The sequence below is a fragment of the Arsenophonus endosymbiont of Bemisia tabaci Q2 genome, from assembly GCF_902713415.1.
GTDB lineage: Bacteria > Pseudomonadota > Gammaproteobacteria > Enterobacterales > Enterobacteriaceae > Arsenophonus.
Genome location: NZ_CACTIE010000075.1, coordinates 1 through 14,786, shown reverse-complemented (window position 1 = coordinate 14,786; position 14,786 = coordinate 1). Strand labels below are relative to the sequence as shown.

The 14,786-nt window shown below is 36.4% G+C and carries 16 protein-coding genes and 2 pseudogenes; 1 reads left to right on the top strand and 17 read right to left on the bottom strand.

The genetic code is table 11. The features are described 5' to 3' along the window. Positions 1–87: 87 nt before the first annotated feature. The 13 genes and pseudogenes from ARSQ2_RS04220 to asnC all read right to left on the bottom strand — a co-directional run bounded on the left by ARSQ2_RS04220 (position 88) and on the right by asnC (position 11,406). Positions 88–504: a F0F1 ATP synthase subunit epsilon gene (locus ARSQ2_RS04220; protein ID WP_181994467.1), complete on the bottom strand. Its 417-nt coding sequence runs from the start codon at positions 502–504 to the stop codon at positions 88–90. 21 nt (positions 505–525) lie between these two features. Continuing rightward, a complete protein-coding gene (gene atpD, locus ARSQ2_RS04215; RefSeq protein ID WP_181994466.1) occupies positions 526–1,908 on the bottom strand; it encodes a F0F1 ATP synthase subunit beta in 1,383 nt (460 codons plus the stop codon). 34 nt (positions 1,909–1,942) lie between these two features. After that, the gene (gene atpG, locus ARSQ2_RS04210; protein ID WP_181994465.1) at positions 1,943–2,806 is read right to left on the bottom strand and encodes a F0F1 ATP synthase subunit gamma; all 864 of its coding nucleotides are present in this window, start codon (positions 2,804–2,806) and stop codon (positions 1,943–1,945) included. 49 nt (positions 2,807–2,855) lie between these two features. Next, positions 2,856–4,397 carry a F0F1 ATP synthase subunit alpha gene (gene atpA / locus ARSQ2_RS04205; RefSeq protein WP_181994464.1) on the bottom strand — a complete coding sequence of 514 codons (1,542 nt, stop codon included), beginning with the start codon at positions 4,395–4,397 and terminating at the stop codon, positions 2,856–2,858. A 14-nt stretch (positions 4,398–4,411) separates the two neighbouring features. After that, positions 4,412–4,945, bottom strand: a complete 534-nt coding sequence (atpH, locus tag ARSQ2_RS04200; RefSeq protein ID WP_181994463.1) for a F0F1 ATP synthase subunit delta — start codon at positions 4,943–4,945, stop codon at positions 4,412–4,414. A 14-nt stretch (positions 4,946–4,959) separates the two neighbouring features. Continuing rightward, entirely contained in the window at positions 4,960–5,430 is a 471-nt protein-coding gene (gene atpF / locus ARSQ2_RS04195; protein WP_181994462.1) for a F0F1 ATP synthase subunit B, read from the bottom strand. Between the two features lie 59 nt (positions 5,431–5,489). Continuing rightward, positions 5,490–5,729 (bottom strand): F0F1 ATP synthase subunit C, encoded by a 240-nt coding sequence (gene atpE / locus ARSQ2_RS04190; RefSeq protein ID WP_181994461.1) that lies wholly within the window; start codon positions 5,727–5,729, stop codon positions 5,490–5,492. A gap of 51 nt (positions 5,730–5,780) precedes the next feature. Next, positions 5,781–6,605 (bottom strand): F0F1 ATP synthase subunit A, encoded by an 825-nt coding sequence (gene atpB / locus ARSQ2_RS04185; protein ID WP_181994460.1) that lies wholly within the window; start codon positions 6,603–6,605, stop codon positions 5,781–5,783. A 36-nt stretch (positions 6,606–6,641) separates the two neighbouring features. After that, a pseudogene (locus tag ARSQ2_RS04180) lies at positions 6,642–7,024 on the bottom strand (ATP synthase subunit I). Positions 7,025–7,526: 502 nt separating this feature from the next. Next, entirely contained in the window at positions 7,527–8,153 is a 627-nt protein-coding gene (gene rsmG / locus ARSQ2_RS04175; protein WP_181994459.1) for a 16S rRNA (guanine(527)-N(7))-methyltransferase RsmG, read from the bottom strand. A gap of 1 nt (position 8,154) precedes the next feature. After that, positions 8,155–10,044, bottom strand: coding sequence for a tRNA uridine-5-carboxymethylaminomethyl(34) synthesis enzyme MnmG (mnmG, locus tag ARSQ2_RS04170; RefSeq protein WP_181994458.1), 1,890 nt, complete (start codon positions 10,042–10,044; stop codon positions 8,155–8,157). A gap of 350 nt (positions 10,045–10,394) precedes the next feature. Beyond that, positions 10,395–10,853 carry an FMN-binding protein MioC gene (gene mioC / locus ARSQ2_RS04165; RefSeq protein ID WP_181994457.1) on the bottom strand — a complete coding sequence of 153 codons (459 nt, stop codon included), beginning with the start codon at positions 10,851–10,853 and terminating at the stop codon, positions 10,395–10,397. Between the two features lie 91 nt (positions 10,854–10,944). Next, positions 10,945–11,406 carry a transcriptional regulator AsnC gene (asnC, locus tag ARSQ2_RS04160; protein WP_181994456.1) on the bottom strand — a complete coding sequence of 154 codons (462 nt, stop codon included), beginning with the start codon at positions 11,404–11,406 and terminating at the stop codon, positions 10,945–10,947. A 159-nt stretch (positions 11,407–11,565) separates the two neighbouring features. Here asnC and asnA point away from each other — a divergent pair, with 159 nt between their 5' ends. Continuing rightward, positions 11,566–12,558: an aspartate--ammonia ligase gene (gene asnA, locus ARSQ2_RS04155; protein ID WP_181994455.1), complete on the top strand. Its 993-nt coding sequence runs from the start codon at positions 11,566–11,568 to the stop codon at positions 12,556–12,558. Here asnA and ARSQ2_RS04150 read toward each other — a convergent pair whose 3' ends face one another. The 4 genes and pseudogenes from ARSQ2_RS04150 to ARSQ2_RS04135 form a co-directional block, all read right to left on the bottom strand. Beyond that, positions 12,559–12,768, bottom strand: a complete 210-nt coding sequence (locus ARSQ2_RS04150) for a hypothetical protein (protein WP_181994483.1) — start codon at positions 12,766–12,768, stop codon at positions 12,559–12,561. Next, positions 12,749–13,123: a transposase gene (locus ARSQ2_RS12510; protein ID WP_238334310.1), complete on the bottom strand. Its 375-nt coding sequence runs from the start codon at positions 13,121–13,123 to the stop codon at positions 12,749–12,751. Before ARSQ2_RS12510 ends, ARSQ2_RS04150 begins: the two co-directional genes overlap by 20 nt. 68 nt (positions 13,124–13,191) lie before the next feature. Beyond that, positions 13,192–13,503, bottom strand: a pseudogene (locus tag ARSQ2_RS12505) (IS630 transposase-related protein); the annotation flags it as partial. A 738-nt stretch (positions 13,504–14,241) separates the two neighbouring features. After that, on the bottom strand, positions 14,242–14,786 hold a 545-nt coding region (locus tag ARSQ2_RS04135; RefSeq protein WP_476726898.1), incomplete at its 5' end, for a vWA domain-containing protein.

Here is a 14,786-nt window from a genome sequence, read left to right as displayed (position 1 = left end):
GAAATATAAATAAATTGTCTCACTCCCTTTACTTACCTAATTTTTATAAAAATAGCTGTACAGTTTAAATAAATTCTTAGGATTATATCATTTTTTCATCAGCTCGATGACACGTAATTTAGCAATTGCCTTCGCTAACTCTGCTGATGCTTGAGCATAATCGACATCACCATGTGCTTTACGAATATGCTCTTCCGCTTTATGCTTAGATTCTAATGCCTTAGCATCATCCAAATCCTTTCCACGGATTGCTGTATCAGCCAATACGATAACACCATTTGGTTGAACTTCAAGAATACCACCAGAAAGATAGATTAGTTCTTCTTCACCAAACTGTTTGGTAATACGTATCATGCCAGGCTTAATGGCAGTTAACAGGGGTGTATGTTGAGGATAAATCCCCAGCTCCCCTTCGCTGCCTGTCACCTGGATTTTCTGGACAAGGCCGTCAAACATTTGCTTTTCAGCACTTACCACAACCAGATGGTATGTGATTGCAGCCATATCAACCTCCCATCAGCGACATTATAAATTTTTCGCTTTTTCTACTGCTTCTTCGATAGTACCTACCATATAAAATGCTTGCTGATGCAGGTGATCATAATCACCATTCAAAATACCTTTAAAGCCACGGATAGTATCTTTTAAAGAGACAAATTTTCCCGGTGAACCAGTAAAAACTTCAGCCACAAAGAGTGGCTGAGATAGGAAACGCTGGATTTTACGAGCGCGCGCAACAACCAATTTATCTTCTTCAGAAAGCTCATCTATTCCCAGAATAGCAATGATATCTTTCAATTCTTGATAACGCTCCAAAATAAACTGAACACCACGTGCTACGTCGTAGTGCTCTTGCCCTACAACTAATGGATCGAGCTGACGACTAGTTGAATCCAATGGATCAACAGCAGGATAAATACCTAATGACGCAATTTGACGACTAAGGACGACCGTTGCATCCAAATGAGCAAAAGTAGTTGCTGGAGAAGGATCCGTCAAATCATCGGCAGGAACATATACCGCCTGAACTGACGTTATTGAACCAACTTTAGTTGATGTAATACGCTCTTGCAATACACCCATTTCTTCCCCTAAGGTCGGTTGATAACCCATTGCCGAAGGCATACGACCAAGCAGGGCCGAAATTTCTGTTCCTGCTAATGTATAGCGATAAATGTTATCGATAAATAACAATACATCTCGCCCTTCATCACGAAACTTCTCTGCAATTGTCAATCCTGTTAAAGCAACACGTAGACGGTTTCCTGGCGGTTCATTCATTTGACCATAAACCAGAGAAACTTTATCCAATACATTTGAATCTGTCATTTCATGATAGAAATCATTACCTTCACGAGTCCGCTCGCCGACACCTGCAAAGACCGAATAACCAGAATGCTCAATCGCAATATTACGAATAAGCTCCATCATGTTTACCGTTTTACCAACACCAGCACCACCAAATAATCCTACTTTCCCACCTTTAGCAAAGGGACAAATAAGATCCATAACTTTGATACCAGTTTCGAGCAATTCCGTTGAATTAGATAAATCTTCATAACTAGGGGCGGCACGATGAATAGCCCAACGTTCTTCTTCACCGATCTCACCTTTCATATCGATAGGATCACCTAATACATTTATGATGCGCCCTAATGTCGCTTTACCGACTGGCACTTCAATTGGGTGAGCTAAATTAACAGCGTCTAAACCACGTTTTAAACCATCAGAAGTCCCCATCGCGATGCAGCGAACAACTCCGCCACCTAATTGCTGCTGAACTTCTAAAGTTAGTTTTTCTTTACCATTCATTACCTCAAGCGCGTCGTACACTTTGGGTACCGCATCTTGATGAAATTCGACATCCACTACGGCGCCGATTACCTGGATAATCTTTCCAGTAGCCATTTTGAATCCTCTACGTAATTCGTAAACCTAGCCATTAAACTGCGGCAGCTCCCGAAACTATTTCAGTAAGTTCCTCAGTAATGCTGGCTTGACGAGCCTTATTGTAAACCAACTGCAACTCCTTGATCAGGTTACCACCATTATCAGTAGCTACTTTCATTGCTACCATTCGAGCAGCTTGTTCACTAGCTAAGTTTTCAATGACGCTCTGATAAACCTGTGATTCGATATAACGACGCAACAGGGTATCCAGTAATATCTTGGGATCAAGTTCATACAAATAATCCCAAGATTTCTTTTTCAATGTTTCATCATCACCCGCAGGCAGAGGCAATAATTGAGTAATCGTTGGTACTTGAGTCATGGTATTAACAAATTTGTTAGTTACCACATACAACTTATCTAGACGCCCTTCATCATATGCTTCTAACATAATTTTCACGGGTCCAATAAGATCAGATAGAGAAAGATCATCTCCCATCCCGGTTACCTGAGCAACAGTATTACCACCAACCGAATTAAAGAATGAAACTGCTTTAGAACCAATTAATGCTAGATCAATCTGGACACTTTTATCAGTCCATCTTTTCATTTCTGTTAGTAATTTTTTAAATAAATTAATATTTAATCCACCACATAAACCACGGTCAGTTGAAACAATCAAATAACCAATACGTTTAACATTACGCTCTTTAATATATGGATGTTTATATTCCAAATTACCTAATGCTAAGTGACCGATTACACTACGCATAGTTTCTGCATAAGGACGACTAGCTGCCATAAGCTCTTGTGTTTTACGCATTTTGGATGCAGCAACTGTCTCCATCGCTTTAGTGATCTTTTGTGTATTTTGAACACTACCGATCTTAGAACGTATCTCTTTTGCGCCGGCCATTTCAGCTCCTCCTTATTAACCAAACAGTCTCAATAAAGGCCGAATAGAATTACCAGGATTGAGTTGCTTTAAAAGAATCGAGCAAGGCATTTAACTTAGTTTCGATTTCATCGTTATATTTACCTGTCTGATCAATTTCTTTCAGCAAGATAGAATGCTCACGAGTAGCATAAGCCAGCAATGACGTCTCAAAATCACCAATTTTTGCTAATTCAACATCTTCCAGATAACCACGTTCAGCAGCAAATAAAGATAACGCCTGCTGCGCAACTGACATTGGTGCATACTGTTTCTGTTTCAACAATTCGGTAACTTTCTGTCCATGATTAAGCTGCTTACGTGTCACATCATCTAAATCAGAAGCAAATTGTGAAAATGCAGCTAACTCGCGATACTGCGCCAACGCGGTGCGAATGCCAGCAGATAATTTCTTCATAATCTTAGTCTGAGCCGCACCACCTACACGTGATACTGATATTCCTGGGTTAACTGCCGGGCGAATACCTGCATTAAATAAGTTAGATTCCAAAAAAATTTGTCCATCCGTGATTGAAATTACATTAGTAGGTACAAATGCAGAGATATCACCAGCTTGCGTTTCAATAATCGGTAATGCTGTTAATGAACCCGTTTTACCTTTGATTTTTCTATTAGTAAATTTTTCAACATATTCAGCATTAACACGGGCAGCACGCTCAAGTAAACGAGAATGAAGATAAAAAACATCACCTGGATAGGCTTCACGTCCAGGAGGACGCCGTAACAATAGCGAAATTTGTCGATAAGCAATCGCTTGTTTAGAGAGATCATCATAAATAATTAGCGCATCTTCGCCACGATCTCTAAAATATTCACCCATTGCACAGCCAGTATAAGGCGAAAGATATTGCAATGCAGCAGATTCAGATGCAGTAGCAACAACAACTATCGTATTTTCGAGTGCTCCATGCTCTTCAAGCTTGCGAACCACATGAGCAATAGTTGAGGCTTTTTGCCCAATTGCTACATAAATACATTTTATTTCCGAATCACGCTGATTAATAATGGCATCAACAGCTAATGCGCTTTTACCGGTTTGGCGATCACCGATGATTAACTCACGTTGACCACGCCCAATAGGGATCATAGCATCAACGGATTTGTATCCTGTTTGTACAGGTTGATCAACTGATTGACGATCAATAACGCAAGGGGCGATAACTTCAACGGCAGAGAAACCATCATGCTCAACAGGCCCTTTACCATCAATTGGCTCACCCAAGGTATTAAGAACTCGCCCAAGTAATTCTCTACCTACTGGTACTTCAAGAATACGACCTGTACACTTTACTTTCATACCTTCGGCTAAGTCGGCATATGCTCCCATGACAACGGCACCAACTGAGTCACGCTCTAAATTGAGGGCAATAGAATAACGATTACCAGGTAGTGCTATCATCTCACCTTGCATAACTTCAGCTAAACCGTGAATACGAATGATCCCATCATTAACAGAAACAATTGTACCTTCATTGTAAGCTTCACTCACTACATCAAACTGAGCAATACGTTGCTTGATCAGTTCACTGATTTCCGTGGAATTCAGTTGCATATGCTCCAATCCCCTTAAGACTGCAAAACGTCAGTTAAACGCTCAATACGACCATGCACGCTACCATCAATAACCAGGTCTCCGGCGCGGATAATGACTCCTGCGATAACAGACTTATCAATCTTGCAATTCAGCTTAACTTTACGTGACAGACGTTTTTCCATTGCTGCAGAAATTTTAAATTGCTGTTTTTCATTTAGCTCAGTGGCAGAAATGACCTCAATATCAAGGGTTGACTCCAGAAAAGCGCGTAATTGTATGAATTGCTTCAAAACCTGTGGTAACGTACTTAGACGCCCATTTTCAGCCATAATGCGAATTAGATTTCGAACATGTTCATCGATTTCATCACCACAAATAGTGATAAATGTTTTCGCTAATGTTTTTGGTGCTATTGAACCAGAAAGCAGCTCACCTATTTGTTGAGTACGGGTAGCTTCAGCAATAAAACTGAGCATATTTTGCCATTTATCAACAAGTTGGTTTTCTACAGCAAAATCAAAAGCTGCTTTGGCATAGGGGCGAGCAACCGTAGTAATTTCAGACATGCCCCTTTCCTCCTTTACAGTTCGTTGATCAATTTATTAACGATGTCGCTATTAGCAGCTACATCAACGGAACGTTCAATTATTTTCTCTGCACCTGAAATTGCTAACATAGCAACTTGTTTACGCAACTCTTCACGTGCACGCTTACACTGAGCATCAATTTCGATTTGCGCTTGAGCAATGATCTTGTTACGTTCAGCTTCAGCCTCTACTTTTGCTTCTTCAATCATTTGAACTCGTTGTTTATTAGCTTTTTTAATAATGATTTGTGCTTCTGCTTTTGCTTTTCTCAGTCGTTCGGTTGCATCAGCTTTCGCCAAATCCAAGTTTTTTTTAGCTCGTTCTGCAGCAGATAAACCGTCAGCAATTTCTTTTTGACGTTTTTCAATCGCCGCCATAATTGGAGGCCATACATACTTCATACAAAACAAAACAAACAGGACAAATACAATAGCCTGGCCGAGGATTGTCGCATTAAGATTCATCGCACAATACCTCTTTAAAAATTAACATATTAATGTTCTTTCCCATTTAGCTTGTGTTATCAAGCAACTGCGAACATCAGATATAGCCCTAGACCAACAGCAATCATCGGAATGGCATCAACTAAGCCCATAACAATAAAGAACTGCGTACGTAATAGAGGAATCAAATCTGGCTGACGAGCTGCGCCTTCTAAGAATTTTCCCCCTAGGATGCCAATACCAATTGCAGCACCAATTGCTGCTAATCCCATCATCACAGCGGCAGCCATATACAGCAGATCCATATTTAGGTTTTCCATGACAGTCTCCAGTTTGTTTCAGTTAAATAAAAATTTATTAATAAGTTGAATTTAATGTTCTTCTGACGCTATCGATAAATAAACGATAGTTAGAACCATAAAAATAAAGGCTTGCAACGTAATAATCAGTATATGGAAAATCGCCCAGGGTAAGTTAAGTATCCACTGTGACCACCAAGGTAACAAAACTGCAATAAGAATAAAGATCAATTCACCTGCATACATATTACCGAATAACCGTAAACCTAGAGATACCGGTTTAGACAACAGGCTAACACCTTCTAGAATCAAATTAATGGGAATAAAAATAGGATGATTGAATGGTTGTAAAGTTAATTCTTTCGTAAACCCACTTAATCCTTTTATTTTGATACTGTAGAAAATGATCAAGATAAATACACTAATCGCCATTGACATAGTAATGCTTATATCTGCGGTTGGAACAACACGTAATGCTGGCAATCCCAGGTAATGTTCTCCAATATAGGGAAGTAAATTGATTGGTAACAAATCCATGGTATTCATTAATAACACCCAAACAAAGATCGTCAAAGCTAAAGGTGCAATGACTTTGCTCTTACCATGATACATATCACGAACGGTATTATCGACAAAACCGATGACCATTTCTATTGCAGTTTGTAACTTACCAGGTACGCTGCTGGTTGCATTAACAGAAATTTTTCTAAAGAGCCATAAAAAAATAATTCCAAGGACAACTGAAAAAAAAAGCGAGTCAATATTTAACGTCCAAAACATTGGATCATTGTTATTATGGGGATCAACTAGTTTGAAGGTACGCAGGTCCAACTGAAGATTATTTAGATGGTGTCCTATGCAACTTCCCGCAGTCATCACTTCTCCTGATGCAGACATGATGTCTTTTACCCTTTTGTTGTTTAAAAATCCTCACTACCTAATTACAGCTGGTGTAATAATGTGAATAATCAACATAGCTAAATAGGTCAAACCTAATAGATAGTAAAAATGCTGCTTTAAATATACCTAAAGCAATTACCAATGCAGTTATTGCTATAATAACTTTTACTCCCTCACCAATGGTAAAAAACCATGCAATGTGAATAGGAACATCTTTTTTAACTGCCTTTTGATAACGTATTAACAGGATACATCAAGCACTAGATAACCAACATGCTAATCCACCCGCAAAAGTAGATAAGCCCCTTTCTACAACTATTCATGTAGAAAGCTATACTGATTAGGACCACAAGCACCATTAACTGAAAGAAAAACAGTTTTAAAGCAATTTTACCGTTATAGAGGAAAACAGACATGACTCTTATATTCTCCCAGTATTTTAAACATTAAATTGCTGAGTGCGTATAAAACTAGCTTTGCTCGAGAGTGTCAATAGAAAAAGCTTCCAAATTATACGACCCCTAAAAATGAATTCAATCAATAAGTAGCGAAAACGTGAACAAATATTTAAAATTTTCTACCCAACACGAAAATAAACAAAACAATGTCAATTTAATTACTATTATTTAATTATATTAAATTTTAAAATATGATTTTTTCACATTTTGAAATGGTTATTAACTTACTTAAAAAGAAATAAGTAAAAAAAATTGAAAAATCGAGGAGAAATACTTGTATATAATCTTATATAATTAATTAATTAATATAATATATCAGTAAATTTACTATCCTTTTTGTTATTAACATATAACAATAAAGTTAATATGTTTTCTATCTAAAATTTTAATATAAAAATAATAGTAACATAAAAAATTTTTTATGACTAAAAAATGTCATTTTTTTTGATCAAAAACAATATTAGTTGAATCCTAAAATCACTAAATGTCGCTGTTCATCGAGTTCTGGTACATCCAAAGAAATAATTTTATTTATCTTAAAATTAGAAGAAAAAGTTGATATTTCATTTGCAGAAAGTATACCTTTAAATGCGTAAAACTGTCCTCCATTTTGTTTCGGAAGATGTTGACAGCATGAAAGCATATCCTGTAATGAAGCAAATGCTCGGCTTATTATGCCATTAAATTTTTCTACTGGTTGGTACTGTTCAACTCGTTTTTGAATAGGCTCGATGTTTTTAAGCATCAATTCATGTTGTATTTGTCGCAAAAACCTAACCCGTTTTCCCAAGCTATCTAATAGTGTGAAATGATCATTAGGACGAACAATAGCAAGGGGTATACCAGGTAATCCTGGGCCTGTACCTACATCAATAAATCGTTTACCAGTAAGATATTTGTCAACAATAATACTATCTAGGATATGACGAACAACCATTTGTTCTAGTGATCTAACTGATGTTAAATTATATGTTTTATTCCATTTATTTAATAACTCAATATAGACAATTAGCTGTTGTATTTGTTGATTGGTCAAAATAATATCTGTTTTATCTAATAAAGTTTTAAAATAGGTTATTAAGTTCATTTTAAGCGCTCCGACGTAATAAACCTTGTTTTTTTAACCAGACTAATAATATTGATATTGCGACTGGCGTAATACCTGATATACGCGACGCTTGGCCAATAGAACTAGGTCTATGATCATTAAGCTTTGCAATAACCTCATTAGAAAGACCGGTTATTTGCTTATAATCTAAATTGGTCGGTAAAGCAGTATATTCATTACGGAGCTGTCTCTCTATTTCTTTTTGTTGACGAGTAATATAACCTTCATACTTTACTTGAATTTCAACTTGACTTGTTACTTGAGCATCATCAATTGCAGGTGAAAAATAGTTTAACGAAGTAAGTAATTTATAACTCATTTCTGGGCGCCGAAGTAGATCTTCGCCGTTTGCTTCTTTTGAAAGCGGAACAGTTAATATCTCATTAAGATCACTAACTTTATCTGAATTAGGATGTAACCAAAGGTTACGTAACCTTTGACGTTCTTGTTCAATTAATTCAACTTTATGACAAAATTTTTGCCAACGGCTTTCATCAATTAAACCAAGTTCGTACCCTTTTTCGGTTAAACGAAGATCAGCGTTGTCTTCACGTAGCATAAGGCGATATTCTGCTCGTGAAGTAAACATTCGATAGGGTTCTTTAGTGCCTAAGGTACAAAGATCATCAACTAAAACACCAATGTAGGCTTGATCACGACGAGGGAACCATCCTTCTTGTTTAAAAGCATAACGAGCTGCGTTAAGCCCAGCTAGTAAACCTTGAGCTGCTGCTTCTTCATAACCAGTTGTTCCATTAATCTGACCTGCAAAAAATAGCCCTTTGATAAATTTGCTTTCTAAAGTTAGCTTTAAATCTCGGGGATCAAAGAAATCGTATTCAATCGCATATCCGGGTCGAATAATACGCGAATTTTCTAGACCTTTCATCGAATGTATAATTTGCATTTGTACATCAAAAGGTAAACTAGTAGAAATTCCATTAGGATAAATTTCATTACTGGTTAGCCCTTCTGGTTCAAGGAAGATTTGATGCGCAGAACGATCTGCAAACCGCATAACTTTATCTTCAATAGAAGGACAGTAGCGGGGACCTATTCCTTCAATAATTCCTGCATACATAGGACTACGATCTAAATTATCGCGGATCACTTGGTGAGTTTTTTCATTCGTATAAGTGATGTAGCAAGGTAATTGTTGAGGATGTTGTTCAGCTGATCCGACAAAAGAGAAAACAGGGGTAGGATCATCAGCAAATTGTGGTGCTAATTGAGAAAAATCGATAGTTTTTGCGTCAATTCTAGGGGGTGTACCTGTTTTAAGTCGATCTACTCGTAAAGGTAGTTCTCTTAATCTATGTGATAGGCTAATAGCAGGAGGATCAGCAGCCCTACCACCACTATAATTTTCTAATCCTATGTAAATTTTACCATCAAGAAAAGTACCTACGGTCAGTACGACCGACTTTGCGTGAAATTTTAATCCCATTTTGGTTATCACGCCAATAACTTCATTGTTTTTTATGATCAGGTCTTCAACAGCTTCTTGAAAGATCATTAAGTTATTTTGATTTTCTAGCGCAGTCCTAATCGCTTGCTTATAAAGTACTCGATCAGTTTGCGCTCTGGTTGCTTCTACTGCTGGACCTTTACTTGCATTAAGCGTTCTAAATTGGATCCCAGCATTATCTGTGGCAATAGCAATAATGCCACCTAACGCATCAATTTCTTTAACCAGATGTCCTTTACCTATTCCACCGATAGCTGGATTGCATGACATTTGGCCCAACGTATCAATATTATGGGTTAGAAGTAAAGTTTGACGTCCCATACGAGCAGCAGCCATAGCTGCTTCAGTACCAGCGTGGCCTCCACCAATAATAATGACATCAAATTGTTCTGGGTAAAACATGTATAAACCTTAGTATTAAGCATGACTTGGGAAGTGAATTTTACTCGAATTTTGCTAAGAGGCAAGTTATATGATCCTTGCTTAATATAAAAAAGATCTTTTTATTTAAAGATCTTTTTATTAAATTTTTTATTAGGATCGCGATCTTCTGTGGATAAGTGCAAATACCATAATAAAATCATTATCTTGTTTATGATCTTTAGCTGTGAATGATAAGTGATCCTACTCCGTATAAGCTGGGGTTAACATGCTTAGTTATCCACAATCAGGTTTACCATAAAAGCTTATTCTATGGATAACTACGGGTTATTCCCTGCTTTTTCGCAAAGTTATCCACATTTATTTGGCTTTTATTTATCCAAATCAATAATTTTCTCTTTCCACTTTTCGATCCAAACTTCTACAAGATCTTCCGGCACTTCATGTTCTAAAATATCAATCTCCAATATTTCTCCAACGCGTTTTACATTATGATCCTTTATCAGTTGATCTAATTTATGGATTGCACCACAAAAAGTATCATATTCTTTGCTACTACCTATCCCAATCGAACCATAATTAATCTGGCTAAGATCAGGTTTTTCTTCGCTGATCTCTTTTGCTAGAAGTTGTATATTTTCAGGCAAATCACCCGCTTCATGGGTAGAGCATACAATTAACCAAATACCTTTTGTTAGTAGCTCTTTTAACGATGGGCCGTATGTGACTTCAGTGTCAAAGCCATATTTCTCCAATATTTCAGTGATATGCTCAGCAACATATTCAGCGCTGCCCATAGTTCTACCTGTAATCAATGTTACTTTTGTCATTATGAACCCCATTATTTAAAACAATGCGTATTGTATGCTGTGAATAAGTTGGGATCTAACTGTGGATAATATGGTTATTCTATTTTTATTTTTATGGATTGATAGTACGCATTATTGGATTTTGTAAAGAGATCAAGGTTTCAGTAGATTGGATCTCATCAATTGTCTGTATCTTATTAATAAGTACGTCTTGTAACGCATCAATGGATCGACACATTACCTTGATAAATATACTATATTGTCCAGTTGTATAGTAAACTTCGACCACCTCGTCTAATTCATCAAGTTTTTTCAGTGCAGTATGGTAGTTTTTCGCGCTTTTTAAAATAATGCCAATAAAGCAACAGACATCAAAACCTAGTTGCTTCACATTAATATCTACACGTGTCCCTACAATAATCCCAGCTTGTTTCATTTTTTCGACTCGGACATGTATCGTACCAGGACTTACGGCAAATTTTTTAGCTATTTCAGTGTAGGGGATCCGTGCATTTCTCAGTAATTCATTAAGTATGTTACGATCCAGATTATCAATTTGATAATTTTCAACCATTTTAAAACACCATTTTAAACGATTATTTATTTTTAAAGACTTTATTTTGAATATTATAAATTATAATGACTTTTTTATTAAGTATATTAAATTTATGACTATTTTTATTGCTTAATCTATATAATAAGGAAAATAATGCTACAGATTATGGGGTAAAAAATGGAAAAGTCATTCATCGAAAAACAACAACAAATTAGTTTTGTTAAATCTTATTTTTCGCGTTTATTAGAAAAAGAATTAGCTTTAATTGAAGTTCAAGCACCTATCTTAAGTCGTCTCGGTGATGGGATTCAAGATAATCTGTCAGGCCATGAAAAAGCAGTACAAGTCAAAGTAAAATCGATGCCAGATTCTGTTTTTGAAGTTGTACATTCATTGGCTAAATGGAAACGTAAAACGTTAGGTCGTTTTGATTTTAAACCCGGACAAGGGCTTTATACCCATATGAAAGCATTGCGTCCTGATGAAGATCATCTGACACCTATTCATTCTGTATTTGTAGATCAGTGGGATTGGGAAAAAGTAATGCTTAAGGATGAGCGCTCTCTTGATTATTTAAAACAGACGGTCATTAAAATTTATCAAGCAATAAAAGAAACAGAAAAAGCGGCTAGTACAGAATGTGGTTTAGCACCATTTTTACCTGAGCAAATTCATTTTGTTCATAGTGAAGAATTATTACAACGCTACCCTGATCTTGATGCTAAAGGAAGAGAACGTGAAATAGCTAAAGAATTAGATGCAGTTTTTCTTATTGGTATTGGAGGAAAACTATCGCATGGCCTTGCTCACGATGTACGTGCTCCTGATTATGATGATTGGACAACACCTAACAGTGAGGGTTATGCGGGTTTAAATGGTGATATTATTGTTTGGAACCCTATATTGCAGGATGCATTTGAAATTTCTTCTATGGGCATCCGTGTTGATACAGAAGCGCTTACAAACCAATTAGCAATCACCGGTGATGAAGATAGAATGTCTTTTGAATGGCATCAAGCATTGGTAAAAGATCAAATGCCACAAACAATAGGTGGGGGCATTGGACAATCTCGTTTAGTGATGTTATTACTTCAGAAAAAGCATATTGGCGAAATTCAATGTAGTGTATGGTCGCCGGAAAGCCATGCAGTTATTGAGGATATGTTGTAATTAGTTCCAATAGCGTAATAATCGACTTTTTAGCCCGGTATAAAAGTGCCAGATATAATCGAAAATATTTCGGATACCGGGTTTTCCATATTTAGATAATGTATAGCTAAGCGACTTAATTTTGATTACACCATATTGAATGCGAACAAGATATCTGTGTCGCATCCGAGCCCTTTTTTTTGCATTTAGCTTATGCCCATTTATGTTCAATTAGATTAAGATCTGGCGAATAGGTAGGAAAATATTCCACCATATGCCCCGCATCGATGATGACTTGTTGAATACTCTGTTTCTTGTGAAAAGTTGCATTATCCATCATGATTACACTGTTTTTAGGAAGTACTGGGATAAGGACTTGGGTGACCCATGCATAGAAAACATCGCTGTTAATATTGATATCAAATAATCCGATAGCAAACAGCGTTGTGCCCAATAAAGCGCCGATAACATTTGTTCTTCCTTTAGCTCCCCAGTTCTTGAGACCAACACACCGTTGACCTTTCGGGGAATAGCCGTGAGTCCGCGGGGTATCGTGTGAAAAACCACTTTCATCAATAAAAACAATATGCTTGCCTTCTTTTTCATACTGTTGTTTTTTTGTTGAAACGTTTGTCGAGTGTTTTCGTCGGCTTTCGGATGACGTAGAGTTTTTTTATAGGTCAATCCCATTTTTTTAAGAGCTTGCCAAATGGCCTTCTGACAAACGCCAAAACGCTCTGCACGCTCTTTTTGGTAAGCATCTGGATATTGTTCAACATCTTTTATCAACTCGGATTTATCGATTTTTCGCTGACGCGTAGTCGATGCTTTTGGCTCTATTTGATTAATCCAACGCGATACAGATGCAGAGCCAATCCGAAATTGCTTCGCTGTTTCTCGGATACTCAACCCTTCTTCTTCTATCGTAAATATCACTTTACCTCTAAAATCAATTGAATAGCTCATATAAATAATGTCATCAAAATTAAGTCACTTAGCTATAACAGCGTGAAAACGATGCTGTTGCGTTTGATGAACTTTTATTTTTTTTACTAAATTATCAGGTAACCGTTGATCCATAAAACCTGAAATCACAACCACATCTGAATCTTTCCATTGCTATTTTTGCATTTTTCTAAACATTTATTTAAACAGGCAGGCAAATCGGTTCCCCCACTAAATGTTTGATTAAGAAATTGCATTAATTTCTCTATAGCTGGGTGACTTTAAAATGATTACAAGTAATTACTCTATATCACTAAATTTATATTGGAGAAAAACATATATTTTGTAATCAAAATTAAGACGCTTAGTTATAATCCATCATTGCTTAATAAATCATAATCAATAACTTACATTGAAAATAGAATAATGTGACACTGACGGTTGTGTCACTCATGGCTATTTTCATTAAAGCGAGGCAGAAAGCTTTAGCACAATTTTCATTAAATTTTCCCATTGAACCTGAAGTGTCTATACATACAATAAATGGCCCTTTTGGTTGTTGTTTATCGTGATGTTTGACCGTTGGACGTAATATTTTTCGTTCCTGCCAATTATCGCCTTGTAACCTGTAGGTAAGTAAATGTTTTTTAACTAATTTTTAGAAAATTCAAATTCGAGTTCTTCTAATCCCAGCAATGCTAATTCACACCAGGTAGAAGACGTAAAATATCATTACCTTGGTTTATCCCTCTAATTTGCTCAGGTAGTTTGGTCAGGGATTTTTTCCAAGAAGATTATTGATTCTAATATTTTCTGCTGTTTTTGTTGAGATTTCAACGAATTACTTCTACCTAAAAGTTCTGCTAATTTTTCTAATTCAGGTTGTTGTTGTAAAAAATGGCTATACTGAATTAATAATTGAATATTATTGCAGGATTGGGTTAAAGCTCCTTTACTCATATCCCATAATTTACCAGAAGACTGATTATTTTGATTAAACATTTCTGTTAAATTTCCAATTAATTTCAATCGTTTCTCTAATTCAGCCAATAACTGTTCTTTTTCCTGCTCTAATAATAATTTATTAAACGTTGTCACTTCAAAAATAAGATTAAGGCGCCAGCGTTGAATAAATAGAGATTGTCCAGCGGGATCATGAGATATTTTTCTCAGTAAATAATGCGCTTCTTGCACAAGAGAAGAATCTATTTCTGTTAATTTATCAATAGTTATCGGAAGATTGCTAAAAAATTTTGTAGTAACAAGAGCTAAATTTTTCTGATAAAGTGAAAATTCTTCGGTTA

Coding starts and splice junctions, on each gene's coding strand:
- ARSQ2_RS04220 (WP_181994467.1), bottom strand. CDS start 504: ATGGCTGCAATCACATACCATCTGGTTGTGGTAAGTGCTGAAAAGCAA.
- atpD (WP_181994466.1), bottom strand. CDS start 1,908: ATGGCTACTGGAAAGATTATCCAGGTAATCGGCGCCGTAGTGGATGTC.
- atpG (WP_181994465.1), bottom strand. CDS start 2,806: ATGGCCGGCGCAAAAGAGATACGTTCTAAGATCGGTAGTGTTCAAAAT.
- atpA (WP_181994464.1), bottom strand. CDS start 4,397: ATGCAACTGAATTCCACGGAAATCAGTGAACTGATCAAGCAACGTATT.
- atpH (WP_181994463.1), bottom strand. CDS start 4,945: ATGTCTGAAATTACTACGGTTGCTCGCCCCTATGCCAAAGCAGCTTTT.
- atpF (WP_181994462.1), bottom strand. CDS start 5,430: ATGAATCTTAATGCGACAATCCTCGGCCAGGCTATTGTATTTGTCCTG.
- atpE (WP_181994461.1), bottom strand. CDS start 5,729: ATGGAAAACCTAAATATGGATCTGCTGTATATGGCTGCCGCTGTGATG.
- atpB (WP_181994460.1), bottom strand. CDS start 6,605: ATGTCTGCATCAGGAGAAGTGATGACTGCGGGAAGTTGCATAGGACAC.
- rsmG (WP_181994459.1), bottom strand. CDS start 8,153: ATGAACTTAATAACCTATTTTAAAACTTTATTAGATAAAACAGATATT.
- mnmG (WP_181994458.1), bottom strand. CDS start 10,044: ATGTTTTACCCAGAACAATTTGATGTCATTATTATTGGTGGAGGCCAC.
- mioC (WP_181994457.1), bottom strand. CDS start 10,853: ATGACAAAAGTAACATTGATTACAGGTAGAACTATGGGCAGCGCTGAA.
- asnC (WP_181994456.1), bottom strand. CDS start 11,406: ATGGTTGAAAATTATCAAATTGATAATCTGGATCGTAACATACTTAAT.
- asnA (WP_181994455.1), top strand. CDS start 11,566: ATGGAAAAGTCATTCATCGAAAAACAACAACAAATTAGTTTTGTTAAA.